This is a genomic window from Actinomadura parmotrematis (genome assembly GCF_019458805.1).
In the GTDB taxonomy this organism is placed as follows: domain Bacteria; phylum Actinomycetota; class Actinomycetes; order Streptosporangiales; family Streptosporangiaceae; genus Spirillospora; species Spirillospora parmotrematis.
This window is the reverse complement of record NZ_JAIBOA010000016.1, coordinates 135,678-158,185: the sequence shown is the minus strand read 5'-3', so window position 1 is coordinate 158,185 and position 22,508 is coordinate 135,678. Positions and strand designations below refer to the sequence as shown.

Sequence of the window (22,508 nt, the reverse complement as noted above, 5' to 3'; positions counted from 1 at the left end):
TGCGGGGACGGTCAGCGGGCCCGGCGAACCTTCCGGCATGAGCTACTCACCGGCCCGCAAATGGGGCACCTTCGCCGTCTGCGGCCTCGCCGCGATCGTCCCCAACATCGACCTCACCGCGCTGAACCAGGCGATCCCGCACCTGGCCGCCGACCTGCACCCGACGTCCACCCAGATCCTGTGGACGTCCGACGCCTACGGCTTCGCGCTCGCCGCGCTGCTCATCACCATGGGCGGCCTCGGCGACCGGATCGGGCACCGGCGGCTGCTGCTGACCGGCGCCGCGCTGTTCGCCGCCGCGTCCGCCGCCACCGCCTACGCCGGCACCGCCGAGCTGCTCATCGCCGCCCGCGCCGTCCTCGGCGTCGCGGGCGCGACGCTGATGCCGTCGGCGCTGTCGCTCATCCGGCGGGTGTTCACCACGCCGAAGGAGCGGACGGCGGCCGTCGGGCTGTTCATGGGCCTCGGCGGGCTCGCCGTCGGGCTCGGGCCGGTCCTCAGCGGCGCGCTGCTGGACCACTTCTGGTGGGGCTCGGTGTTCCTGATCAACGTGCCGATCATGGCGGTGGCCGTGGTCGCGGGCGCCCTGGTGCTGCCCGAGTCGCGCAGCCCCGCCCCCGGGCGGCTGGACCCGGTGAGCGTGCCGCTGTCGGCGGCGGGCGTCGTCGGCACCGTCTACGCGATCAAGGAGGCCGCCGCGCACGGCCTGGACGAGGCGCGGGTCTGGGCGGCGGCGGCCGCCGGCGTCGCCTGCCTCGCGCTGTTCGTGTGGCGGCAGCGCCGCGCCGCGTCCCCGCTGATCGACCTCGCGCTGTTCCGGTCGGCGGCCTTCACCGGCTCGATCGTCACCAACATGTTCGCGATGTTCGCCCTCGTCGCCCAGTCGCTGATCTTCTCGCTGTTCTTCCAGCTCGCCCTCGGCTGGTCGCCGCTCATCGCGGGTCTCGCCGGGCTGCCCGGCGCCCTCGGCGCGATGGCGGGCGGCGCCGCGCTCGCCCCGCCGCTCATCGGCGCGCTCGGGCGGGCCCGCACCGTCGCGGTCGGGATGGTGCTGTCGGCGGCGGCGTTCGCGTCCTACGCGCTGATCGGGCTGGACACCGCCTACGGGCTGATGGTGCCGTCGATGGTGGTGTCGGGGATCGGCATGGGGCTGGCGATGACCGTCACCGGCGACACCGTCCTCGCCTCGGTGCCGAAGCAGCGCTCGGGCGCCGCGTCGGCGATCTCCGAGACCGCCACCGAGCTCGGCGGCGCCCTTGGCACCGCGATCCTCGGCAGCGTCCTCACCGCCGTCTACCGCACCACGATCGACCTGCCGGCCGGCCTGCCCGCCTCCGCCGCCGCGGCCGCCCGCGACTCCCTCGCCGCCGCCCTCCAGGCCGCCGCTGCCCTGCCCGCGCGGCTGTCGGCCGAGGTCGCGCACGCCGCCCGCCTCGCCTTCGTCGACGGCATGCACGCCGCCCTCTACTGCAGCGCCGCCTGCGCCCTCCTGGTCGCCGCCGTCGCCGCCGCCACCCTCCGCTCCGTCCCCAAACTCCTCCCCGACACCGACACCGACACCGACGACGTCCCCGCGACCGAGCCCGCCGCCCGCTGACACAACACGCGCGAAAGCCCGCCCCGGCGGGCTTTCCGGCGTGTCTATGCTCCCTGAATGGGACTCGCTGACATCACCAGAGACGCCGTTCTGCAGGCCATCGCCGAATGCGACCGGGAGGGACGGGACGCGTTCCGGAAGACCTACGGTTTTCACCACTCGCGCGACTACGTGCTGGTGCATGAGGGCGTCCTGTACGACACCAAGCCGATCGCCGGAGTCGCGCACAAGTACGCCGCGGGACGTCCGCTCAAGGCATCGGAGTTCTCCGGCGGCGCCAAGCACGCCGCCGGGCGGCTGGCCAAGCTCGGCTTCGAGGTGACGCTCGCCCCCGGCGACCCCGCCGCGCGGCTGGCCGAGCAGATCGAGCGGCTCCGCGTCCAGTCCACCGAGGACGGCCCGGCCCGCCACCAGCCGATCGTCCTGCTGTGGGCGTTCGGCCGGGCCAGGCGCCGCCTGCCCCGTCTGGTGCGCTGGTCGCACGCCAGGGCCGAGTTGCGCGAGCTGATGGAGAAGTACGGGCAGCCCTCGTCGCGGCCCCGTCCCGACTACCCGTTCCTGGCCCTGCACCGCACGCCGCTCTGGGAGGTGACGGGCCACGGCTTCGAGGAGGTGCCGGTGGCCCACGGGGACGCCGTCGGGCTCCGCTGGCTCGACGAGCACGACCCGCTCTGCGGCCTCACCGGCTGGGTCCACGAGGCCGTCGCCGGGTCCGCGCAGGTGCGGGACCGGGCGGTCACCGCCGTCCTCGCCCGCTTCTTCGCGGGGGCGGACACCGGCGCGCTGCTCCGCGACGTGGGCTTGGAGGAGGGGCCGGCGGGGGACGGCGGCTCCGACCGGTCCCGGGAGGAGTACCGGCGGCTCGTCGAGAAGGTTGAGGAGGGCGAGCGCGCGGGGCGCGACAGGCGGACGGTGAAGCGGTCCGCCGGGGAGCGGCCCGTCCGGTCGCCGGAGGCGCGGGCGGCGGTGCTGGAGCGGTGCGGGGGGCGGTGCGAGAACCCGCGGTGCGCCGGGCAGCCCGAGGACGTCAACGAGAAGGGCGAGCCGATCCTGGAGGTCGACCACGTGGACGACCGGGCGAAGTGGGGACGCGACCATCCCGCCGCGATGGTGGCGCTCTGCCCGAACTGCCACGCCGTCAAGACGCACGGCCGCACCAAGGAGGAGCTGCGGGAGGTCCTGCGGGCGGAGGCGCGGGAGCGGCACGGGGCGTGGCTGCCGCTGGAGCCGGGCCTCTGGCTGTCCACCGAGGCGGTCTGAGGGGGTGGGGTGGTAAAAGTGATATCACTTTGCTAGCTTGGGGGTGAGCCTGGGAGGGGTCATGGGGAATCCGGATGTGGAGAGGACGGCGCGGGTGGAGATGCCGCGGCCGTCGGTGAGCGAGCGGGCCGGGCGGGACGTCGGCGGGTGGGGGATGCTGGGGTTGGCGTTCGCGCTGGTCGTGGCGGCCGCCGCGATCGTCGCGGCGGGGATCGTGGCCGGTGGGGGCGCGGCCGTCGCGGGGTGGGTCGCCGGGGTGCTGGTCGGGGTCGCGGGGCTGGTCGTCGCGGCGGGGCTGACGGCGGTGGCGCCCGGGGAGGCGCGGGTGCTGCAGGTGCTCGGGCGCTACACCGGGACGGTCCGCAACGACGGGCTGCGGTGGGTGAACCCGATCAGCGACCGGCGGAAGGTGTCGACGCGGATCCGCAACCACGAGACCGGTGTCGCGAAGGTCAACGACCTGGACGGCAACCCCATCGAGATCTCCGCCGTCGTGGTCTGGCAGGTCGAGGACACCGCGCGGGCGACGTTCGAGGTGGACGACTTCGTGGAGTTCGTCGCCTTCCAGACCGAGGCGGCCGTCCGGCACATCGCGGGCGCGTTCCCCTACGACGCCAGCGACCGGACGTCGCTGCGCGACAACGCCGACGAGATCACCGGGCAGCTGTCGGCGGAGCTGGCGCTGCGGGTCGCGGCGGCCGGGGTGCGGATCGTCGAGTCGCGGATCACCCGGCTGGCGTACGCGCCGGAGATCGCGCAGGCCATGCTGCGCCGCCAGCAGGCCGGCGCTGTGGTGGCGGCGCGGCAGCGGATCGTCGACGGCGCCGTCGGGATGGTGCAGGCCGCGCTCGCCAAGCTCGACGAGGAGCACGTGGTGGAGCTGGACGAGGAGCGCCGGGCGTCCATGGTCAGCAACCTGCTCGTGGTGCTGTGCGCCGACCGGGACGCCCAGCCCGTCGTCAACACCGGCACGCTCTACCAGTGACCCGTGGCCGAGCGTAAGAAGATCCTGCTGCGGCTCGACCCCGCCGTGCACGACGCGCTGGCCCGCTGGGCGGCCGACGAGCTGCGCAGCACCAACGCCCAGATCGAGTACCTGCTGCGCAGGGCGCTCGCCGACGCCGGGCGGATGCCCGGGACGGCCGGGCGGATGAGGCGGCCGGGCCGGCCGCGCAAGGACGACGAGACCCCCGAGGAGGGGTGATGGTGAGCACGCCCGAGACGCTGCCGGCGCGGATGTACCTGCTGGCCTACGACCTGAAGCGGGGGCGGATCGTCCGCTCCAACCTCGGCCTGGTGCTGCGCGCCGCCGCGCTCACCGAGCTGTACCTGGACGGGCGGCTGGCCGAGGACGGGCGGCGTCCCATGCCCGGCACGCCCGGCGACGACCCCTACGGGGTGCTCGCGCAGATCGCGGCGAGCCGTCCGCGCGGGTGGCAGCACTGGATCCGCAAGGACCGGGGCGCCATCGTCGCCGCCGTCCGCGACGAGCTGGCGCGCGACGGGTACGTCCGCGTCGAGCGGGGCCGCCGGTTCGGGCTGCTGCCCTGCACGCGGGTGACGGTGAAGGACCCGCGCGTGGTGAAGGGCCTGTGGGGCGGCGCGCGGTCGGCGCTGCGCGGGCGGCCCGTCGCGCACGTCAACAGCTACGACGCGGCGGCGGTCGCGCTCGCGGCGGCGGGCGGCATGCGCACGGTGCTGACGCGCCGCGAGCGGCGGCAGCACAAGGCGCGGATCGAGGAGCTGACGGCGCGCAGCGGCCCGGCGGCGCCCGCGCTGCGCAAGGCGATCGCGGCGCAGGAGGCCGCCGCGGCGAGCTGATCCGGCGGCGCGGGCGCCCGTCCAGCGCGGCGGCCTACAAGATCGGCGCCCGGGTCTTTGTCCGCCGCGCGAGGGGCGCGCGGGCGGGCGGGCTCCTAGGTTCGCGTCATGGACGCCGAACGCCTGATCTACCCGCTGATGAAGCACGTGCTGCTCGGCCCGGCGATGCGCGCCGCGTTCCGCCCGGCGGTGAGCGGCCGGGACGGCGTCCCGGCGCGCGGCCCGGTCATCCTGGCCGCCAACCACCTGGCGTTCGTGGACTCGTTCGTGCTGCCGCTCGTCGTGCCGCGCCAGGTGTTCTTCCTCGGCAAGCACGAGTACTTCACCCAGCCCGGGACGGCCGGCCGGGCGAAGGCGGCGTTCTTCCGGGGCGTCGGCGCCATCGCCGTCGACCGGTCGGGGGGACGCGCCGCGCAGGCGGCCCTGGACGCCTCGGCGGCGGTGCTGGAGCGCGGCGGGGTGTTCGCCCTGCACCCCGAGGGGACGCGGTCGCCCGACGGGCGGCTCTACCGGGGCCACACCGGCGTCGCCCGGCTCGCGCTGCGCACCGGGGCGACCGTCGTGCCCGTCGGGATCGTCGGCACCGACCGCGTCCAGCCGCCCGGCCGGGCGGTGCCGCGCCCCGGCCGGATCGAGGTCCGGTTCGGGCGGCCGCTCGCGTTCACCGCCGCCAGCGGGCGCAGCGCGGGCACCGGCCGCGAGGCCCGCGAGATCACCGACGAGGTGATGGCCGCGATCCGCGCGCTCACCGGACAGGAGTACGTGGACGCCTACGCGCCCCGCCGCGACGTGTAACACCGGCTAAGTGGGTATGGCGGTTACCGACCCCCCGGTGAAAGGAACCGCCGTGCCCGCAGGACTGCTCATCGGCATCGCCTCGGCCCTCTGCTTCGGCCTGTCCGGCCCGCTCGCCCGGCTGCTCATCGACGACGGCCTGTCCCCCATGCAGGTGGTGTGGCTGCGGCTCGGCGGCGCCGCCGTCGTGCTGCTGGCCGTCGCCCGGCCGAGCCTGCGGGTGCCGCGCGGGCGGCGCGGGTACGTCGTCCTCTACACGCTGCTCGGGTTCGCGCTCGTCCAGGCGTGCTACTACGCCGCCGTGGCGCGGCTGCCGGTCGGGCTCGCGTCGCTGCTGGAGTACGCCGCGCCGGTGCTGGTCGCGGTGTGGGTGCGGCTCGTGCGCGGGGTGCGGCTCCCCCGCGCCGCGCTCGGCGGGATGGCGCTGACGATGGCGGGCCTGGTCTGCGTCACGCGGGTGTGGGACGGCCTCAGCTCCGACGCGCTCGGCCTGCTGTTCGGCCTCGGCACCGCCGCCGGCGCCGCCGCCTACTTCCTGCTCGCCCAGGACTCCGGCGACGGGATCGCGCCGCTCACCGCCCTGGCCTGGGGCCTCATCGGCTCGACGGCGGTGCTGACGCCGCTCGCGCGCCCCTGGGATCTGCCCTGGGACGCCCTCGACGGCCGCGACCTGCTCGCGCTCGGCCTGCTCGTCGGCGTGGCGACGCTGCTCGCCTACATCACGGGCATGGCGGCGGTGCGGCGGCTGACGTCGGCGGTCGGCGCGGCCGTCGCGTCGCTGGAGGCGGTCACCGCCGCGCTGCTGGCCTGGGCGGTCCTCGGCCAGGCCCTCACGCCCGTGCAGATCGGCGGCGGGCTCGTCGTCCTGCTCGGCGCGCTGCTGGTGCAGCAGGCCGTCGCCCGCGCCCAGCCGCGCCGGGCGGACGAGCCGCGCGAGGCCGCCGATCGGGACGTGACGCACGTCACGTACGGCGCGGGTCACGAATGAGCGGGACGGCGCACCGCGTGCTGGTGCTGGGCGCGGGGTACGCGGGCATGGCGGCGGCGGTCCAGCTCGCCGCCCGCACGCGGCGGAACGAGGGCGTGCGGGTCACCCTCGTCAACGCCGAGGAGCGCTTCACCGAGCGGATGCGGCTGCACATGGCCGCGACCGGGCAGGAGCTCGCGGGCTTCGACATCGCCGGGATGCTGGAGGGGACGGGCGCGGGAAAACCGGTCGTGACGGGGCGTCCCGGGCCGCTAGCGTGCCGGCCGTGGGACAGCTGATCAACGTGGTCGACGTCGAGGCGACCTGCTGGGACGGCGCGGCGCCGCCCGGCCAGGCCAGCGAGATCATCGAGATCGGGCTGTGCGTGGTGGACGCCGGGACGCGCGAGCGCGCCGAGCGGCACCGCATCCTGGTGCGGCCCCGCCGGTCGGCGGTGAGCGCGTTCTGCACCGAGCTGACCGGGCTCACCCAGGAGGAGGTCGACACCGGGGTCTCCTTCGAGCAGGCGTGCGGGCTGCTGGAGCGCGAGCACGCGGCGGGCGTCCGGCCGTGGGCGAGCTGGGGCGACTACGACCGCAGGCAGTTCGAGCGGCAGTGCCGCGGCGTCCGCTACCCGTTCGGGCGGGTCCACGTGAACGTCAAGGCGGCCTACTCGGCGGCGCACGGCATGAAGCGGCGGCTCGGCATGGCGGGCGCGCTGGAGCACGCCGGCCTGCCCCTGGAAGGGCGCCACCACAGCGGCGCCGACGACGCCTGGAACATCGGCGCGCTCGCCCTCCTCCTCATGGACCGGGGCGCGTGGCCCGCCTGACCGGGGTTTGGCCGCCGTCTCCAGGGGATCTGTAGGACGACGGAGCACCTGAGAACGGAGGACCGGTGGAGCTGAACCTGGATCTGCGGCTGCCGCGCGACGAGACGAGCGTGCCCGCGGTGCGCCGGCTGCTGGACGCGGCGCTCCGCACGCTCGGTGTGGAGGCGGAGATCCGCGACGACATCCAGCTCATGCTGACCGAGGCGTGCTCCAACGTCATCCGGCACGCGCAGGCGGGCGACGACTACACCGTGCGCGCCACCATCGTGGACGAGCGCTGCCTGATCAAGGTGATCGACTCCGGCGAGGGGTTCGAGCCCGCGGGCGGCGCGGCGGGCGGGGACGAGGTGGACCTGGCCGCCGAGTCCGGCCGCGGCGTCATGATCATGAAGGCGCTGGCCGACGACGTGCGCTTCGCCACCTTCCCCGAGCAGGGCGCGCTCGTCGCGCTGGTCAAGCACCTGCGCTACGGCGCGGACACCCTCGGCGCGCAGCTGTCCGAGCACAGCGGGGACGGGGCGGACGAGGACGCCGCCGGCCGCGCGCGGCCCCTCGGCGGCGCGCAGCCCGAGCTGGAGGAGTTCACCGGCCGGCTGTTCGACCTGGCCCGCGACGGGCAGGACGAGCGGCTCGCGATGTACGTGGACTCCGGGGTGCCCGCCAACCTGACCAACGAGATGGGCGACACGCTGCTCATGCTCGCCGCCTACCACGGCCACCCGGCGACCGTCCGGCTGCTCGCCGAGCGGGGCGCCGACCTCGAACGCGAGAACGACCGGGGCCAGCGCCCCCTCGCGGGCGCGGTGTTCAAGAAGGAGCCGGAGGTGGTGCGGGCGCTGCTCGACCTCGGCGCCGACCCCTTCGCCGGGCACCCCTCGGCGCACGAGACGGCCCGCTCGATCGGCCACGACGAGTTCCTCGCCTGGTTCGGCGACCCCCCGGTCACGGAGAGTTGAGATGCGGCGTGTTGCGCACTTTCGATCTTCGAAGTGCGCGACACGCCGCATCTCGACGAGGGGTGACCGGGGGGTCAGGGGCGGGGCCGGGGGCGCAGGGTGAGGAGGGCGAGGACGACGCCGGCGGCGGCGAACGCGGCGGCCGTCGCGTAGACGGCGGCGCCGGGCGCGGCGCCGTGCACGGTGACGAGGACCGCCGTCCCGACGGACGCGCCGGTCCACAGCATGGTCTGGGCGATGCCCGAGGCGGCGCCGGCGTCCTCGACCGGCGCCCGCCCGAGGATCGCGGCGTTCAGCGGCATGATGGTGAGCCCGCCGCCCACGCCGAGCAGCACGAACGGGACGAGCAGCGTCGCGGCGTAGCCGCCGTCCGGCGAGGTGGCGGCGAGGATCGCGAGCGCGGCGGTGATCGCGGCGAGCCCGGTCGCCACCAGCGTGCGGACGCCGAAGCGGGGCAGCAGGCGCGGCACGAGGCGCACCGTGACGAACTGCAGGCCGACCGTCGGGACGAACGCGAAGCCCGCGCGCAGCGGCCCGTAGCCGAGGTCGTGCTGGATGCGCTGGGTGAGGAAGAAGAACGACCCGAACATCGCCGCGACGGCGAGGAGCTGGGCGGCGTAGGCGCCGGCGCGCTCGCGGTCGGCGAGCAGCCGGAGCGGCATCAGCGGGCGCGGCGCGCGGGCCTCGACGGCGACGAACACCGCGAGCAGCACCGCGCCGCCCGCCAGGGACGCGAGGACGCGGGCGTCGCCCCATCCGTCGCCGGACGCGCGGATCAGCCCGTAGACCACGGCGGTCATGCCAGCGGTGGCGGCGAGCGCGCCCGCCGCGTCGAAGGGGCCGGGGTTGGGCGGCAGGTGCGGCAGGGCGCGCGGCAGGGCGAGGAGCAGGGCGGCGCCGATCGGCACGTTGACGAAGAACACCCAGTGCCAGGACGCGGCCTCGGTGAGCGCGCCGCCGACGACCATCCCGAGCGCTCCCCCGGCGCCGATGACGGCGGAGAAGACGCTGAGCGCGCGCACCCGGGCGGCGCCCTCGAAGGAGGCGGCGATGAGCGCCATCGCGCTCGGCGCGGCGACGGCGGCCGCGACGCCCTGGAGGCTGCGGGCGAGCAGCAGCGCCCAGCCCGCCGTGGCGAGGCCGCCGAGCAGGGACGCGGCGGTGAACAGCGCGACGCCCGCGCCGAACACCCGGCGGCGGCCGAGGACGTCGCCGGTCCGGCCGCCGAGCAGCAGCAGGCCGCCGAAGGCGAGCATGTAGGAGTTCTGCACCCAGGCCAGGCCGCCGGTGCCGAGGTGCAGGCCGGCGCGGATGTCGGGCAGGGCGATGGTGACGACCGAGGTGTCCAGGCCGATCATAAGCTGGGCGCCGACGATGACGGCGAGGGCGAGTGCGGGACGGGCGAGGGCCGGCGGCGCGGCGGGAGGGGCTTCCCGCCGGCTGGCCGGACCGCTCGGAGCTGTCGTCAAGACGAGCCTCCACGGGCATTGATTTAAGGAACGGCAAGGTTCACTATGGTGGCAAGGTATCACCGATCCGAGCGAGAAGGAACGGTATCGTTCACTATTTCCGGGACGGCCGGGGCGGCCCGGTGACCCCCGGGACGCGGCGCCGGGGCGCCGAGCTGGAGGCGGCCATCTACGACGCGGCGCTCCGGCTCGTCGCCGCGCACGGCTACCGGGAGCTGACGATGGAAGGTGTCGCCGCGGCCGCCCGCACCGGCAAGGCCGCGCTCTACCGGCGCTGGCCGTCCAAGGCCGAGCTGGTCGGGGACGCGCTGCTGCACGCGCTGCCCGACCCGCCGGCGCCGACCGCCGGCGGCGACCTGCGCGCCGGCCTGCTGGAGCTGCTCACCTGCTACCGCGACACCATGGCCGCGTGCCGGGGGGCGACGTTCCAGATCCTCAAGGACGAGGAGAGCGGACTAGTGCACGACATCGTTCACGACCGGCTGATCAAGCCGATCAAGGAGGGCATGTACCGGGTGCTGCGCGAGGGCGCCGAGCGCGGGACGGTGCGGCCGGGCGCCGACACCGGCCAGATGGGCGACATCGGCCCGGCGGCCGTCAACTACCGGATGCTGACCGCCGGGCACCTGATGTCGGACGAGGAGCTGCGCTACCTGGTGGACGAGGTGCTGCTGCCCGCCGTCAGCCCGCGACCGTCGGCCTGAGAGAGCGCGTCGCCCGCGGGCGCCGCGCCGCCGTCCTGGATGAGGCGGAGCGCCGGGAAGGGGATCTCGATCCCCTCGTCCTGGAAGCGGCGGTGCAGCCGCTTGACGAGCTCGTGCTTCAGGCGGAACTGGTCGCCGAACTCGCTGGTGCGCAGGATGATGGTGAACCCGATGCCCGAGTCGGCGAAGGTGTGGAACCGCACCAGCGTCTCGGCGTCCTTCACCCCGCCCTCGACCTCGGCCATGACCTCCTGGCCGACCTCGATCACGACCTCCTCGACGCGCTCCAGGTCGCTGCCGTAGCCGACGTGCGCCTGGATCAGCAGCGACATGTCCTGCGCGGGCCGGTGGTAGTTGGTGAGGATCGTGTCGGAGAACCGCTGGTTCGGGATGACCTCGATGTTGTCGGCCAGCGTCCGGATCGAGGTGTTGCGCCAGTTGATGTCGACGACGTAGCCCTCCTGGCCGGTGGACAGGCGGATGTAGTCGCCCGGCTCGATCGTCTTGGACGCGAGGACGTGCACGCCGGCGAACAGGTTGGCGAGGGTGTCCTGGAGCGCGAGGGCGACGGCGAGGCCGCCGACGCCGAGGGCGCCGAGCAGCGGCGTGATCGACACCCCGAGGCTCTGCAGCATGATCAGGACGCCGATGCCGAGCACCACCACGCGGGTGATGTTGGCGAAGATGGTGACGCTGCCCGCCATCCCCTGGCGCACCGAGGCGACCCCGGTGACGATCCCGGAGATGAGCCGGGCGAGGGCGAGCGAGACGACCAGCACGGTGATCGCGGTGAGCACCTTGCCGGTGTAGTCCAGCGTCTTCGGCGGCAGCTTGAGGATCTCGGCGCCGAGCCAGAGCCCGGCCAGCAGCGCGACCGGCAGCGCCAGGTCCTGGAGCAGGCGGGCGATGAGGTCGTCCCACGTCCAGCGGGTGTCACCGGCGCGGCGGGTGAGCCGGCCGCCGAGGAGCCGGAGCGCGATCGCCACCACGAGCGCGACCGCCACGACGACGGCCGCGGCGATCACCCGGCTCCACTCCAGCGTGTGCGGCATGGCGGGAATCTCCTCCTTGCAGGGACGGTGGTCCAACGCGCCGATGGTAGTGAAGTGCGGCACTTGCGGGGGCGCGACCGCAAGGTACCGGGACGCGCTGGCTACGATCGGGCGAATGGTGGGAACGCAACTGCTGCGCCGGCTGGGGGTCTCCGCGCTCGGGCTGAAGAACGGCCCCCATCGCGTGCGCGTGACCCGCGACCTGCGCGTCCCCGTCGAGGACGGCGTCGACCTGCTGGCCGACCACTACGCGCCCGAGGGCGTCGACCGGCCGCCGACGATCCTGGTCCGCTCGCCCTACGGGCGGCGCGGCCCGTTCGGGCTGATGTGCGGGCAGGCGTTCGCCTCGCACGGCTTCCAGGCCGTGGTCCAGAGCGTGCGCGGCGGCTTCGGGTCCGGCGGGGTGTTCATGCCGCTGGACGAGCGGGACGACGGTCTCGCCACAGTTGCCTGGCTGAAGAGTCAGCCTTGGTTCGGCGAGACGTTCGCGATGCACGGGCCGAGCTACCTCGGCTACGTGCAGTGGGCCGTCGCCGCCGAGGCCGGGCCGGAGCTCAAGGCCCTGTCGATGCAGGTGACGGCGTCGCAGTTCCGCGACGCCATCAACGTCGGCGGCACCTTCGCGCTGGAGGCGACCCTGACGTGGGTGGACCTCACCGCGCGGATGAAGCACCCGCTGTCGGGCCTCACCACCGGGTACATGTCGCCGCGCCGCGCCCGGCGGGCCGCGCTGTCGGGCCGCCCGCTCGGCGAGCTGGACCTGCTGGCGACCGGCGAGCAGCAGCGGTTCTTCCAGGACCTGCTGGTCAACGGCCCCGACACCCCGTTCTGGGACCGCCGCGACTTCAGCCCCGCCGTCGCGAAGGTGACCGCGCCGGTGAACATGACGGGCGGCTGGTACGACATCTTCCTGCCCTGGCAGCTCAAGGACTACGCCGCGCTGCGCGCCGCCGGGCACCGCCCCTACCTGACGATCGGGCCGTGGTTCCACGCCGACCAGCAGATGATGCGCCGCTCGGTCCGCGAGGCGATCGGCTGGTTCCGCGCGCACCTGCTGGACGACCCGTCGGACCTGCGCGAGCAGCCCGTCCGGGTGTTCGTGACGGGCGCCGGCGAGTGGCGCGAGTTCCCCGACTGGCCGGTGCCGGGCCTGCGCCCGCAGCAGTGGCGCCTCCAGCCGGACGGGGGCCTGTCGCCCGAGGAGCCGCCGGAGTCCGAGCCCACCGCCTACCGCTACGACCCGGCGCACCCGACGCCGTTCCTCGGCGGCCCGGCGCTGCTCGGCGACAACCGCCCGGTCGCCGACCAGCGCCGCCTGGAGGCGCGCCGCGACGTCCTGACGTTCACGTCCGCGCCGCTGGAGCGCGACGTCGAGGTGATCGGGCCGGTGGCTGCCGAGCTGTTCGCGCGCTCCACCCGCGAGCACACCGACTTCGTCGTGCGGCTCTGCGACGTGGACCCCGGCGGCGTCTCGCTGAACCTGTGCGAGGGCATGCGGCGGCTCGTCCCGGCGGACGGCGGCGAGGACGCGCCGGACGATGCGCCGGACCCTGACGGGGTGCGGCGCGTGGCGGTGGAGCTCTGGCCCGCCGGGCACCGGTTCGCCGCCGGGCACCGCATCCGCGTGCAGGTCGCCTCGGGCGCCTACCCGCGAGTGGCCCGCAACGCCGGCACCGGGGAGCCGATCGGGACGGCGGCCCGGCTCGTCGCGGCCGGCCAGGAGGTGTTCCACACCCCGGGCCGGGCCTCGTCGATCACTCTGCCGGTGCTGCCGGCCTCCCGGGGCTGAGCCGGCGGACGGCCTCCAGCGCCTTGTCGGCGTGCACGCTCATCCGCACCTCGCTCTTGACGACCTCGGCGATCCGGCGGTCGGTGCCGATCACGAAGGTCTGCCGCTTGGTCGGCACGAGCGTGAGGCCGCGCTTCACCCCGAACCGGGACCGCACGGTCCCCTCGGGGTCGCTGAGCAGCGGGTAGCCGAGGGTGTGCTTGCCGGCGAACTCCTGCTGCTTCTCGACGCTGTCGCCGCTGATGCCGACGGGCTGCCCGCCGGCGGCGGCGAACTCGGCGGCGGTGTCGCGGAAGTGGCACGCCTCGGCGGTGCAGCCGGGCGACAGGGCCGCAGGGTAGAAGAACAGCACCACGGGGCCGTTCTCCAGGAGGCTGGTCAGCGAACGGGTCGTGCCCGTCTCGTCGGGGAGCTCGAAGTCCTCGACGACATCACCGATCTTCATGGGGGCGAAACTACCCCAAGGAGGTCCGCTATCCGCCGGTGCGTCCAGTTCCGGCGCGCGCCGGGGCGGGCCGCCAGGTAGGCGGCGGCGCGGTCCGCGTCCCAGCCGTGCGCCTCTGCGAGGCCGCGGCCGAGCATCGTCAGGTAGGGCGCGGACGGCGCGTTCAACGGCGCCTCGGCCGCCGGGTGCGGGGCGGTGAAGGTGAGCATGGGACGGCCGTCCCGCTCCCCCACTTTCAGGAGCGTCTCGTAGCGGCCGGGGCCGAGGCGCTGCCGCCCGGTCGCGAGGACCTCGGACAGGTCGCGGTCCGTGCCGGGATCGTGCGCATCCACTCGCCTGCGCATCTCCTGCGCCATGACGTCGCAGAACTGCGCGGCGGTGAGCAGGTAGGCGCGGGCGGGCGCGCGCCCGGGCAGGCCGGGGTCGTAGAACGCCATGCCGCCGCCCCAGGTGAGGGAGGTGTGCGCGAAGTAGATGCCGCCGGGCAGCAGGACGGCCCGGTCGTCGCGCGCGGGCGCGGCGTCGCGGCAGCCGGGGTAGCGCCACGCGCCGCCGGGCGGCGTCCCGCCCGCCAGGTAGCAGGCGAACCGCTCCCGGTACAGGTTGCTGCCGTAGGCGACGTACCAGAGCAGGCCGGGGGTCACCGCTTCGTCGGGTCGGCGACGCGGGCGAGGAACAGCGGCTCGCCGGTCGTGCGGTCGCGGACGAGCAGCAGGTAGGGCCGGTCGAAGGCGACCCGGACCTTCCCGCGCGGCGGCGCGACCGCGCCGGCCACGTCGACGCCGACGGCGGTCGCGGCGGCGCCCTCGGTGCCGTCCTCGTCGACCTTCAGCGCGGCGGCGTGCCGGACGAACTGGAGGGCGCCCGCCTTCGGGGAGATGCCGGTGAAGTCGGCGCCGTCGCCGAACGCGACGCCCATCCCGAGCTCCTTCAGCAGCGACTCGGCGTCCAGGGTCGCCGACAGGTCGGCCTTGGGGAGGGCGAGCTCGACGGACGTCGGGCGCAGCCCGGCGGTGACGCGCGCGAGCGTCGCGGCGTCGGGGAGCGCGCACTCCTTCGCGCCGGCGGCGGGCAGCAGCGCGGTCATGCTCGCGCGGCCGCCCCGGTAGGGCAGGTCGACGGCCGTCCAGCCGCCCGCGCGGGCGTAGGCGAAGAGGCCGGTCGCGGCCATCGTGGTCGCCTGGACGGTCCCGGTCGCCGCGGCGAAGGGCTTCGGGAGGGTGGACTCCGCCTCGAACGGCGCCGCCCAGCGGGCCTTCAGATGGACGGCGTCGGTGAGGATCCAGCCGGTGGAGGAGGTGACGGAGTCCGGCGGCAGCAGGTCGCGGATGCGGCCCGCGGTGTCGTCCGCGATCCGGTCGTTGACGGTGCGGCGCGCGGCGTCGGGCGCTCCGCTGATGTCGAGCTTGCGCAGCCCGGCGTCGTAGCCGGTGGCCAGGTCGTTCAGGTAGCCGGCGTTGGTGGGCACGTGCTCGTCGGCCCAGATCCGGTCGGTGACGCGGAGCGCGACGTCCTTGCCGTTCAGGGCGCGCAGCGCGGCGGTGCGGGCGTGCAGGCCCGGCAGCAGGTCGCCGGACGGCAGGTGCAGGGTGCGGTCCATCGCCCGCGCGGTCGCGCCGCGGGCGCCGAGGCGCACCATGCCGAGGCCGGAGGCCAGGCTGCTCGGCGACAGCACCGCGTTGGCGTGCGAGCCCTTCGCGCACACCGCGCCGAGCATCGCGAGCCCGAAGGCGGTGTCGGCGCGCGCCAGCGGGCGCGGATCGGCGCGCGGGACGGGTTTCGCGGTGCCGCGCACCTCCTGCGCGGCGGCGGCCGGCGCACCGCACGAGGCGATGACCGGGAGCAGGACGGCGCAGGTCAGCGCCAGGACGGGGGCAGGGGCGCGCATGAGGTTACGACGCCGCCCCTGGCGACAGGGTTCCCTTCCCCGGGCGTCTTTTTTGCGATTTCCGGGAAGCGGGGGTTTGCTTTCGGGCGCCACCGGACATTACAGTGATCGAGCAAGGTGTCTAAGACGCAGATACCTCCAGGTTACCCCTGCCTTGAACCTCGGAGGATCGTCATGCGTCGCACCCTCTCCATCGCGCTCGTCTCCCTCGCCTCCCTCGACGACGACAGCGTCCACGCGATCCACGTCCGCGAGCTCGCCCGCTCCCTGGCCCGCCCGGCCGACGGCGAAGAGCACACCGTGCACGTCTACGGCCGCCGCCAGAACACCACCGCCCGCGGCCGCACCCGCATCGCCCCCGGCGCCACCCTGCACATGCTGGAGGCCGGCCCCGCCGACCGCCTCCGCGAGGAGGACCAGCTCGCCGTCCTCGGCGAGTTCACCGACGCCCTCCGCCGCCGCTGGAGCGGCGCGCACCGCCCCGACGTCGTCCACGCCCACGGCTGGATCGGCGGCCTCGCCGCCTGCGCCGTCGCCCGCGAGCTCGGCATCCCGTTCGTGCAGAGCTACCACGGCCTCGCCGCCGGCGAGCGCCGCCTCGGCCGCGAGGTGCACCCGGCCCGCATGCGGCTGGAGACCGCCGTCGGCCGCGGCGCCGACGCCGTCATCGCCGCGCACACCGGCGAGGCCAACGCCCTCGCCCGGATGGGCGTGCCGCGCAACACCATCGCCGTCCGCCCCTACGGCGTCGACGGCGAGCAGTTCACCCAGATCGGCCCGGCGATGCCGCGCAGCGACCGGCCCCGCCTGGTCACCGTCGCCCGCGACCTGGAGGACGGCGGCGTCGCCACCGCGATCCGCGCCCTGGTGCACGTCCCCGAGGCCGAGCTCGCCATCGCCGGCGGCCCGGCCCGCGAGGAGCTGGAGAACGACCCGGCGGTGCACCGCCTCACCCTGCTGGCCAAGGAGCTGCACGTCGCCGACCGGGTCATCTTCCTCGGCCGGGTGCAGCGCAAGGCGCTGCCGAAGCTGTACCGCACCGCGCGCCTCACGCTCTGCCTGGCCCCCGCCCAGCCCGCCCCGATGGTGGCGCTGGAGTCGATGGCCTGCGGCGTGCCGGTGATGTCCACCGCGGTCGGCCACAACGCCGACAGCGTCCTCGACGGCATCACCGGGATGCACGTCCCGGCCGGCCGCCCCGTCCAGATCGGCCGCGCCATCCGGCGGCTGCTCGCCGAGGAGACCACGCTGAGCAGCTGGGCGATCGCCGCCGCCGACCGCGCCCACTCCCGCTACTCCTGGACCCGCGTCGCCAACGAGACGCTGCGGTCCTACGACAAGATCCTCCCCGTCGTGGAGGAGGAGCCGGTCGCGCTGTCCCGCGAGGACGAGGAGGAGCTGCTGGAGGCCCTCGCCAGCTAGCAGTGCACTCGCTCGAGGCCCCGGTCCGCCCGCACGGACCGGGGCCTCTTCATGTCCGGACCGCGTCCGGCGTCAGCCGCGCGGCGGCAGCGGGAGGAAGCCGCTGGTGCGGGCGGCGTAGCCGGCGTAGCCGGGCCGGGTCCGCGCCATGCGGCGCTCCAGCAGCGGCTTGCCCGTGCCCTTGACCAGGAAGAACGACATCAGCAGCGGCGACAGGACGGTCGCGAGGCCGATCCACTGGTCGCAGGCGAGCAGGAACAGGCCCCACCAGACGGTGGCGTCGCCGAAGTAGTTCGGGTGGCGGGTGTAGCGCCAGAGGCCGCGGTCCATGACCTGCCCCTTGTTCGCGGGGTCGGCGGCGAAGCGGGACAGCTGGTGGTCGCCGACGGCCTCGAAGAACAGCCCGACCGCCCACAGCGCGATGCCCGCGTACCCGACCGGGCCGAGGCCGCCCGGCTCGTACATCGCGAGCTGGACGGGCAGCGACACGAACCACATCACCGCGGCCTGCACCAGGTACACCGAGCGCAGCGCGTGCAGGTCCGGGTTCCCCTTGGCCTTGCGCAGCAGCGCCTCGTAGCGCGGGTCCTCGCCCTTGCCGCGGCTGCGGCGCCCGATGTGCCAGGCGAGCCGGAGCCCCCAGGCGGCCGTCAGGACGAGCACGACGAGGCGCCGGGCGCCGTCGCCGTGGCCGGCCGACGCCAGGTGGGACACGGCGGCGATGACGGCGAACCCGGTGCCCCAGGCGACGTCCACGACGACGTGGCGGCGCTGCCGCAGCGCGACCGCGAACGTCACCGCGAACAGCGCGACGACGGCGAGCGCCGCGTACAGCAGGTTCGCCAGGAACGGCCCGGCCGGCACCCCGCTCACGAGGGCCCCTCCCCGGTCCCTTCCCCGGGGACCGGCTTCCCCTGGAGGAGCGCCTCGCGAGCGAGGGGCAGGCCGCTCGCGCCTGCCCCGTCGGGGCGGACCATGAGGATCTGGTCCACTCCCATCCTGCCCTGCTCGAAGGCCGATGCGCCGCCGACCAGGTAAAGCCTCCAGACGCGGGCCGCCTCCTCCCCCACCAGGGCCGCGATCTCGTCCCGGCGGGAGTCGAACGTGGCGCTCCAGTCGGCGACGGTCCGCACGTAGTGTTCGCGCAGCGCGTGCACGTCCACGACCTCCAAGCCTGCCTGCTCCAGCAGCGCGACGGTGTCGCCCACGGGACGCATGTGCATGTCGGGAGCGATATACCTTTCGATGAACGCGCCGCCGCCCGGGGCGTGGGCCCCGCGCGACATCTGCTGGACGAGCACGCGTCCGCGCGGGCGCACGAGGCGGTGCAGCGCGGACGCGAACACCGGGTAGTTGCCCTCGCCGACGTGCTCGCCCATCTCGATCGAGGAGACCGCATCGTAGGGGCCGTCGTCAACGGCGCGGTAGTCCTGGACGCGGATCTCCACGGGGAGCCCGGCGGCCCGCTCGCGAGCCAGCGCCGCCTGCTCGCGCGAGAGCGTCACGCCGGTGACGCGGGCGCCGTACTCGCGGGCGGCGTGGACGGCGAGCGCGCCCCAGCCGCAGCCGACGTCCAGGAACCGCATGCCGGGACGCAGCGCGAGCTTGCGGCAGACCAGGTCGAGCTTGGCGGCCTGGGCCTCCTCCAGGCCGGCGTCCGGGCGCGTGTAGTAGGCGCAGGAGTAGGCCATCCGGGAGTCCAGGAGGAGGGCGTAGAAGTCGTTGGAGAAGTCGTAGTGGTGGGCGATCGCGGCGCGGTCGCGGGCGGGGGTGTGCAGCCGTCCCTTGAGGCGGGCCTCGCTGCGGGGCGCGGGGAGGGGGCGGCCGACCGCGCGGACGGCGAGCAGGGCGCGCAGGGCGTGCGCGGCGGTCGCCGGGGACGGGCGGGCACCGCTCCCCATCAGCCGGATGCGCCGGAAGCCCTCGGCGAGGTCGCCTTCGACGTCGATCTCGCCGGTGACGTAGGCGCGGGCGAGGCCGAGCTCGCCGGGGTTCCACAGCAGGCGGCGCAGCGCGTCCCGGGTGCGCAGGACGAGGACGGGCCCGTCCAGAGGTCCGAGGGTGCTGCCGTCCCAGGCGCGGACGCCGATCGGCGGCGGGCCGCCGAACACGCCGCGCAGGACGGGGGCGAGCAGCCGGCAGACGCCGCCGGGGGCGGGGGCGGGGGCGGCGGGCCGTTCGACGGTCGCGGTCATGCGGGTCCCTCCACGGGAGTCATCAGGTACTGGCGGACGTCGAGGTAGCCGCAGCGGAAACCGGCCTCGGAGTAGGCGAGGTAGAGCTCCCACATGCGGCGGAAGGTCGCGTCGAAGCCGAGCGCCTCGACCTCGGGGGCGGCGGCGAGGAACCGCTCGCGCCAGCGGCGGAGCGTCTCGGCGTAGTGGACGCCGAAGTCGGCGCGGCCGGTGACGCGGAGGCCGGCGGCCGTGGCGTGCCCGGCGATCGCCTCGTGGGAGGGGATGAGGCCGCCGGGGAAGATGTACTTCTGCACCCAGGTGTGGGTGTCGCGGCTGGCGAGCATCCGGTCGTGCGGCATCGTGATGGCCTGGAGGCCCGCGCGCCCGCCGGGGGCGAGCAGGCGCCGCAGCGTCGCGAAGTACTCGGGCCAGTGCCGGGCGCCGACGGCCTCGATCATCTCGACGCTGAGGACGGCGTCGTGGACGCCGGTGGCCGCCCGGTAGTCCAGCAGGTCGACGCGGACGCGGTCGGCCAGCCCCGCCGAGGCCGCGCGCCGCAGCGCGAGGTCGCGCTGCTCGGCCGACAGCGTGAGCGTCCGCACGCGGGCGCCGCGCCGCCCGGCGCGCAGGGCGAGCTCCCCCCAGCCGGTGCCGATCTCCAGCAGCCGGGTGCCGGGGCCGACGCCGGTCAGGTCCAGCAGCCGGTCGATCTTGCGGTGCTGCGCGGCGGCGAGACCGCCGGTGAGGGCGCCCGCCGGGTCCTGCTCGAACAGGGCCGCGGAGTAGGTCATGGTCGGGTCGAGGAACAGCGCGAACAGGTCGTTGGACAGGTCGTAGTGGCGGGCGACGTTGCGGCGGGCGCTCGCCGGGTCGCCGGCGGCGCCCGGCGGCTGGGGCCGCACCGCGAGGCGGCGGAGGCGCTGCAGCGGCGGTGGGACGAGCGTCGCCATCCGGGCGGCGAAGGCGGTGAGCAGGCCCGGCAGGTCGTCGGTCTCCCAGTCGCGGGCCATGTAGGACTCGCCGAAGCCGATGAGGCCGGACGCCCCGACGCGCGCGTGGAACGCCTCGGGGCGGGCGATCCGCATGGTCGGCACCGGGCCGCGCGGCAGGTCGCCGGGCCCGTGCAGGATCCGGACGGGCAGGTCGCGCACGGCGCGGTCGAACAGGCGCCGGGCGACGGCCGCGCGGACGCCGGCGCGCGGCACGGCGGTGATGTCGGGCCAGCGCCGGCGCCGGTCGTCGGCGAGCATGGTCATGGTCGTTCTCCCCCTGCTTCGGATGCGGTCGGCTGCGGGACGTCGGGGCGGGCGCGCGGCCGCGGGTACGGGCGCAGGCCGCGGGCGTAGAGCTTGACGCCCTGGTAGTGGATGCGGGCGAGGCCGGCGAGCGGCGCCGCCGGGTGCCGGGCGGCGGCGGCCAGCAGGGACGCGGCGGTCGCGGGGCGGCGGCGGCCGCGCAGCGTCGCCACGAACGGCCGGGCGCCGTCCCGGTGGAGGGCGATGGTGAGGGCGAGGGTGTCGCCGGGGACCGGCAGGCTCATCCGGTACTCGCCCTCCATCGGCTGGAACGGCGAGACGTAGAAGCGCTTGCCCGTCTCCGCGCGGCCCCGCCCGTCGGGGTGCAGCAGGTAGCGGTGGCGCTCGCCGTAGGTGTTGTGGACCTCGGCGACGACGCAGGCGAGGCCGCCGTCCGGGCGGAAGCACCAGGAGACGGTCAGCGGGTCGAAGACGTGGCCGAGGACGCGGGCGTGGCCGAGCCTGAGGACGGGCCCGCCGCCGGTGTCCTCGCCGTGCGCGGCGAGGAAGCCCTCCAGGTCCGCCGTCGTCGCGGCGGGCGGCGCGAAGCGGGCGAGGGGCCGCAGCGGGCGGGGCAGGTCCGGGGGGCGGCGCGGGTCGATGAGCCACAGGTAGGTGCCGTAGGTGAAGGCGTTGCCGACCGGGCCGGGACGGACGTGCGTCAGCTCGCACTCGTACAGCGCGCCTTCCGCCGGCACGGTCACCAGACACCGCCCAGGTGGCGGGCGGCGTCGGCGCCCGAGCGGCAGCCGTCCTCGTGGAACCCCCACCCGTGGTAGGCGCCGGCGTAGGCCAGGACGCCGTCGCTGAGCTCGGGCAGCCGGGCCTGCGCGGCGACCGACTCGGGCGTGTAGACGGGGTGCTCGTAGACCATTTCGGCGATGACGTGCTCGGCGGGCACCTTCCGGTTGAGGGTGACCAGGTGCGGCACGTCGGTGGCGAGGCGCTGGAGGCGGTTCATGTCGTAGGTGACGCGCACGCCCCCGGCGTCCGCGCCGCACCCGTCCATGGCGTAGTTCCAGGACGCCCGCGCGCGCCGCGCCCGCGGCAGCACCGAGGCGTCGCGGTGCAGGACGGTCGGGTTGCGCGAGTAGGTGAACGCGCCGAGCACCTCGCGTTCGGCGCGGGTCGCGTCGGGGCGGAGCCGGAGCGCCTGGTCGGGGTGGGTGGCGATGACGGCGGCGCCGAACGCGTGCGTCGTGCCGTCGTCGTCGGTGACCTCCACGCCGCCGGTGACGCGCCGTACCGCGCGGACGGGCGTCGCGGTGTGCACGGCGGTGAGGGACTTGGCGACGCGCTCGACGTAGGTGCGCGAGCCGCCCGTCACCGTCTTCCACTGCGGGGACCCGGTGACCGACAGCATCCCGTGGTGGGCGAGGAAGGCGAACAGGTAGCGGGCCGGGTAGAGCCCGGCGGTGGCGGGCGCGCACGACCAGACGGCGGCGACGAGCGGCGTCATGAAGTGGGCGCGGAAGTAGGGGGTGAAGCCGCCCGCGTCCAGGAAGGCGTCCAGGGTGCGGGTGTCGCCGGGGTCGGCGAGCAGGGCGCGGGCGCGCCGGTGGAAGCGCGGGACCTCGGCGAGCATCCGCAGATAGCGGCCGCGCGCCAGCGAGCGGACTTGGGCGAACAGCCCGGACGCGCCGAGCGCCCCGGCGTACTCCAGGCCGCACCCGGCGCACGCCACCGACATGCTCATCTCCGAGTCCCGCGTGGTGACGCCGAGTTCGGCGAACAGCCGCAGCAGGTGCGGGTAGGTGCGCTCGTTGTGCACGATGAAGCCGCTGTCGACGGGCCCGGCGGGCAGGTCGTGGGTGTGGGCGTGGCCGCCCAGGCGCGCGTCCGCCTCGAACAGGGTGACGTCGGTCGTGCGCTGCAGGACGTGGGCGGCGGTGAGCCCGGCCACCCCGCCTCCGATGACCGCCGTCCGCCGCCGCGGGTCGCTTCCGGGCACCTGGTCCTCCCTCGGGCCGCCGTCCGTCCTTCCCCCGGTGTTCGGAGCCGCCCGGGGGGTCGGATTGGTGGAATTCGGGGTGTGGCGC

The 22,508-nt window shown here is 75.3% G+C and carries 23 protein-coding genes; 13 read left to right on the top strand and 10 right to left on the bottom strand.

What is annotated here, in order from left to right; all coding sequences use genetic code 11:
* Nucleotides 1–37: 37 nt before the first annotated feature.
* The 10 genes from K1Y72_RS24275 to K1Y72_RS37315 all read left to right on the top strand — a co-directional run bounded on the left by K1Y72_RS24275 (nt 38) and on the right by K1Y72_RS37315 (nt 8,228).
* Nucleotides 38–1,597 carry an MFS transporter gene (locus tag K1Y72_RS24275; protein WP_220168740.1) on the top strand — a complete coding sequence of 520 codons (1,560 nt, stop codon included), beginning with the start codon at nt 38–40 and terminating at the stop codon, nt 1,595–1,597.
* 57 nt (nt 1,598–1,654) lie between these two features.
* Nucleotides 1,655–2,857 (top strand): HNH endonuclease signature motif containing protein, encoded by a 1,203-nt coding sequence (locus K1Y72_RS24270; protein ID WP_220168739.1) that lies wholly within the window; start codon nt 1,655–1,657, stop codon nt 2,855–2,857.
* A 61-nt stretch (nt 2,858–2,918) separates the two neighbouring features.
* Nucleotides 2,919–3,842, top strand: coding sequence for an SPFH domain-containing protein (locus K1Y72_RS24265; protein ID WP_372452979.1), 924 nt, complete (start codon nt 2,919–2,921; stop codon nt 3,840–3,842).
* A gap of 3 nt (nt 3,843–3,845) precedes the next feature.
* Nucleotides 3,846–4,061: a type II toxin-antitoxin system antitoxin gene (locus tag K1Y72_RS24260; RefSeq protein WP_220168738.1), complete on the top strand. Its 216-nt coding sequence runs from the start codon at nt 3,846–3,848 to the stop codon at nt 4,059–4,061.
* On the top strand, nt 4,061–4,678 hold the full coding sequence (locus K1Y72_RS24255) for a GOLPH3/VPS74 family protein (RefSeq protein ID WP_220168737.1): 618 nt from the start codon (nt 4,061–4,063) through the stop codon (nt 4,676–4,678). Before K1Y72_RS24260 ends, K1Y72_RS24255 begins: the two co-directional genes overlap by 1 nt.
* A 108-nt stretch (nt 4,679–4,786) precedes the next feature.
* On the top strand, nt 4,787–5,473 hold the full coding sequence (locus K1Y72_RS24250; protein ID WP_220168736.1) for a lysophospholipid acyltransferase family protein: 687 nt from the start codon (nt 4,787–4,789) through the stop codon (nt 5,471–5,473).
* A gap of 52 nt (nt 5,474–5,525) precedes the next feature.
* The gene (locus K1Y72_RS24245) at nt 5,526–6,461 is read left to right on the top strand and encodes an EamA family transporter (protein WP_308287207.1); all 936 of its coding nucleotides are present in this window, start codon (nt 5,526–5,528) and stop codon (nt 6,459–6,461) included.
* On the top strand, nt 6,458–6,739 hold the full coding sequence (locus tag K1Y72_RS24240) for an FAD-binding protein (protein WP_220168734.1): 282 nt from the start codon (nt 6,458–6,460) through the stop codon (nt 6,737–6,739). The genes K1Y72_RS24245 and K1Y72_RS24240 overlap by 4 nt, the downstream gene beginning before the upstream one ends.
* The gene (locus K1Y72_RS24235; RefSeq protein ID WP_308287206.1) at nt 6,727–7,272 is read left to right on the top strand and encodes a 3'-5' exonuclease; all 546 of its coding nucleotides are present in this window, start codon (nt 6,727–6,729) and stop codon (nt 7,270–7,272) included. The genes K1Y72_RS24240 and K1Y72_RS24235 overlap by 13 nt, the downstream gene beginning before the upstream one ends.
* Before the next feature lie 65 nt (nt 7,273–7,337).
* Nucleotides 7,338–8,228 (top strand): ATP-binding protein, encoded by an 891-nt coding sequence (locus tag K1Y72_RS37315; RefSeq protein WP_220168733.1) that lies wholly within the window; start codon nt 7,338–7,340, stop codon nt 8,226–8,228.
* 74 nt (nt 8,229–8,302) lie between these two features.
* Here the strand turns inward: K1Y72_RS37315 and K1Y72_RS24225 are convergent, their stop codons facing one another.
* A complete protein-coding gene (locus K1Y72_RS24225) occupies nt 8,303–9,697 on the bottom strand; it encodes an MFS transporter (protein WP_258573514.1) in 1,395 nt (464 codons plus the stop codon).
* Nucleotides 9,698–9,819: 122 nt separating this feature from the next.
* Between K1Y72_RS24225 and K1Y72_RS24220 the strand changes: the two genes are divergently transcribed.
* Nucleotides 9,820–10,401 (top strand): TetR/AcrR family transcriptional regulator, encoded by a 582-nt coding sequence (locus K1Y72_RS24220; protein WP_220168731.1) that lies wholly within the window; start codon nt 9,820–9,822, stop codon nt 10,399–10,401.
* On the opposite strand, the gene K1Y72_RS24215 is transcribed toward K1Y72_RS24220, so the two are convergent.
* Entirely contained in the window at nt 10,347–11,453 is a 1,107-nt protein-coding gene (locus K1Y72_RS24215) for a mechanosensitive ion channel family protein (protein ID WP_220168730.1), read from the bottom strand. The genes K1Y72_RS24220 and K1Y72_RS24215 overlap by 55 nt on opposite strands.
* Before the next feature lie 115 nt (nt 11,454–11,568).
* On the opposite strand from K1Y72_RS24215, the gene K1Y72_RS24210 reads away from it, so the two are divergent.
* The gene (locus tag K1Y72_RS24210; protein WP_220168729.1) at nt 11,569–13,242 is read left to right on the top strand and encodes a CocE/NonD family hydrolase; all 1,674 of its coding nucleotides are present in this window, start codon (nt 11,569–11,571) and stop codon (nt 13,240–13,242) included.
* Here K1Y72_RS24210 and K1Y72_RS24205 read toward each other — a convergent pair.
* From K1Y72_RS24205 to K1Y72_RS24195, 3 genes are read right to left on the bottom strand one after another with little or no spacing between them, the layout of a single operon-like run.
* Nucleotides 13,208–13,687, bottom strand: coding sequence for a peroxiredoxin (locus tag K1Y72_RS24205; RefSeq protein WP_220168728.1), 480 nt, complete (start codon nt 13,685–13,687; stop codon nt 13,208–13,210). The two genes, K1Y72_RS24210 and K1Y72_RS24205, sit on opposite strands and share 35 nt — an antisense overlap.
* The gene (locus K1Y72_RS24200; protein WP_220168727.1) at nt 13,684–14,331 is read right to left on the bottom strand and encodes a histone deacetylase; all 648 of its coding nucleotides are present in this window, start codon (nt 14,329–14,331) and stop codon (nt 13,684–13,686) included. Before K1Y72_RS24200 ends, K1Y72_RS24205 begins: the two co-directional genes overlap by 4 nt.
* Nucleotides 14,328–15,575, bottom strand: coding sequence for a serpin family protein (locus tag K1Y72_RS24195; RefSeq protein WP_220168726.1), 1,248 nt, complete (start codon nt 15,573–15,575; stop codon nt 14,328–14,330). The genes K1Y72_RS24200 and K1Y72_RS24195 overlap by 4 nt, the downstream gene beginning before the upstream one ends.
* A gap of 174 nt (nt 15,576–15,749) precedes the next feature.
* On the opposite strand from K1Y72_RS24195, the gene K1Y72_RS24190 reads away from it, so the two are divergent.
* Nucleotides 15,750–16,997: a glycosyltransferase gene (locus K1Y72_RS24190; RefSeq protein ID WP_220168725.1), complete on the top strand. Its 1,248-nt coding sequence runs from the start codon at nt 15,750–15,752 to the stop codon at nt 16,995–16,997.
* Nucleotides 16,998–17,069: 72 nt separating this feature from the next.
* On the opposite strand, the gene K1Y72_RS24185 is transcribed toward K1Y72_RS24190, so the two are convergent.
* The 5 genes from K1Y72_RS24185 to K1Y72_RS24165 are packed head-to-tail and all read right to left on the bottom strand — an operon-like array spanning nt 17,070 to nt 22,420.
* On the bottom strand, nt 17,070–17,861 hold the full coding sequence (locus K1Y72_RS24185; RefSeq protein ID WP_372452981.1) for a DUF1295 domain-containing protein: 792 nt from the start codon (nt 17,859–17,861) through the stop codon (nt 17,070–17,072).
* Between the two features lie 5 nt (nt 17,862–17,866).
* Nucleotides 17,867–19,192, bottom strand: coding sequence for a class I SAM-dependent methyltransferase (locus K1Y72_RS24180; protein ID WP_220168723.1), 1,326 nt, complete (start codon nt 19,190–19,192; stop codon nt 17,867–17,869).
* Nucleotides 19,189–20,430 (bottom strand): SAM-dependent methyltransferase, encoded by a 1,242-nt coding sequence (locus K1Y72_RS24175; protein WP_220168722.1) that lies wholly within the window; start codon nt 20,428–20,430, stop codon nt 19,189–19,191. Before K1Y72_RS24175 ends, K1Y72_RS24180 begins: the two co-directional genes overlap by 4 nt.
* Nucleotides 20,427–21,173, bottom strand: coding sequence for a DUF1365 domain-containing protein (locus tag K1Y72_RS24170; RefSeq protein ID WP_220168721.1), 747 nt, complete (start codon nt 21,171–21,173; stop codon nt 20,427–20,429). The genes K1Y72_RS24175 and K1Y72_RS24170 overlap by 4 nt, the downstream gene beginning before the upstream one ends.
* Entirely contained in the window at nt 21,170–22,420 is a 1,251-nt protein-coding gene (locus K1Y72_RS24165; protein ID WP_308287205.1) for an NAD(P)/FAD-dependent oxidoreductase, read from the bottom strand. The genes K1Y72_RS24170 and K1Y72_RS24165 overlap by 4 nt, the downstream gene beginning before the upstream one ends.
* Nucleotides 22,421–22,508 lie beyond the last annotated feature (88 nt).